Below are 1,581 nucleotides of genomic sequence, written 5' to 3' on the forward strand. Positions count from 1 at the left end.
CGATGAACTGGTCAAGGCCACTGTTCTGACCCATGGCGGCAAGGTGGTGCACCCGAACTTCGCCAGCGCCGCAACCATAGCGTCAGCGCCTGCCGTCCCGGTGGCAAAGCCCGCCGCCGACAAGAAGGCTGCTCCTGCCAAGCCAGCGGCGGCCAAGCCAGCGGCGGCCAAGGCAGCTGCGGCCAAGCCGGTCAAAGCGCCCGTCGCCAAGCGAGCTGCGGCCAAGGCCCCCCGGAAGGGGGCAACACCTGCAAAGACCGCTGCAGCCCCGTCCCCTGCAGCCCCATCCCCTGCAGCAAAGACTGCCGCTAAACGCACAGAAGGAGAGGCATGATGGCTGCCGATGCAACCCTCGACAAGGCGCTCGATGCCTTGAACCAGGCGACCGAAATGGTGCGTCAGGCCGCCGCAACCATGCCGGATGCGGCAGGCGCCGCGGCGCATGCGGTCACCGGCGGTGCGGTCGATCCCTTCGTCTTCCGCCTGGCGATCTTTGTCCTGGCCATCTTCGTCGGCTATTATGTCGTCTGGTCGGTGACGCCGGCGCTGCATACGCCGCTGATGGCCGTCACCAACGCCATCTCCTCGGTGATCGTCGTCGGCGCGCTGCTTGCCGTCGGCCTCTCGGCCAGCGGGTTTGCCACCGGTTTCGGCTTCATTGCGCTCGTTCTCGTCAGCGTCAATATCTTCGGCGGCTTCCTCGTCACCCACCGCATGCTCGCCATGTACAAGAAAAAAGAAAAGTGAGGCGATGACCATGGCAATGAGCGTGAATGTCGCAACTTTTCTGTATCTGGTCTCCGGCGTCCTGTTCATCCTGGCGCTGCGCGGCCTGTCGCATCCGACCACCAGCCGCCAGGGCAATTTCTACGGCATGACCGGCATGGGCATCGCCATCGCCACGACGCTGGCCCTGGCCGAGCCAAGCCTCAAGGGGCTCGGGCTCATCGTCGTCGGCCTTGCCATCGGCGGCAGCGCCGGCGCCTATATCGCCAGGCGCATTGCCATGACGGCGATGCCGCAGCTCGTTGCCGCCTTCCATTCGCTCGTCGGCTTTGCCGCGGTGATGGTGGCGGCCGCCGCGGTCTATTCGCCGGATTCCTTCGGCATTGGCGAGGTCGGCTCGATCCATGGCCAGGCGCTCGTCGAGATGTCGATCGGCGTTGCCATCGGCGCCATCACCTTCACCGGCTCGATCATCGCCTTCCTCAAGCTCGACGGGCGCATGTCGGGCAAGCCGATCATGCTGCCGGGCCGCCACCTCCTCAATGCGGGCCTGCTTGTTGCCATCGCCGTTCTCGTCGTGGCGCTGGTCCTGACCGAAAGCCATCTCGTGTTCTGGCTCATCGTCATCCTGTCGCTGATCCTCGGCGGCCTGATCATCGTGCCGATCGGCGGCGCCGACATGCCGGTGGTCGTCTCCATGCTCAATTCCTATTCCGGCTGGGCGGCGGCAGCGCTCGGCTTCACCCTCGGCAACCTCGCCCTGATCATCACCGGGGCGCTGGTCGGCTCGTCCGGCGCGATCCTCTCCTATATCATGTGCAAGGGGATGAACCGCTCGTTCATCTCGGTCATCCT

The 1,581-nt window shown here is 65.3% G+C and carries 2 protein-coding genes and 1 pseudogene; all 3 read left to right on the plus strand.

The window, feature by feature from the left end:
• Positions 1-334 (plus strand): annotated as a pseudogene (locus tag J2X72_RS25000) (NAD(P)(+) transhydrogenase (Re/Si-specific) subunit alpha); the annotation flags it as partial.
• Positions 334-747 carry an NAD(P) transhydrogenase subunit alpha gene (locus tag J2X72_RS25005; RefSeq protein WP_310076414.1) on the plus strand — a complete coding sequence of 138 codons (414 nt, stop codon included), beginning with the start codon at positions 334-336 and terminating at the stop codon, positions 745-747. The pseudogene J2X72_RS25000 and the gene J2X72_RS25005, both read left to right, overlap by 1 nt.
• 16 nt (positions 748-763) lie before the next feature.
• Positions 764-1,581 (plus strand): NAD(P)(+) transhydrogenase (Re/Si-specific) subunit beta (locus tag J2X72_RS25010; RefSeq protein ID WP_310076416.1); only part of this gene is annotated, 818 nt, incomplete at its 3' end.

It is taken from the genome of Phyllobacterium sp. 1468 (assembly GCF_031455525.1).
Taxonomy (GTDB): Bacteria; Pseudomonadota; Alphaproteobacteria; order Rhizobiales; family Rhizobiaceae; genus Phyllobacterium.

Coding starts and splice junctions, on each gene's coding strand:
- J2X72_RS25005 (WP_310076414.1), top strand. CDS start 334: ATGGCTGCCGATGCAACCCTCGACAAGGCGCTCGATGCCTTGAACCAG.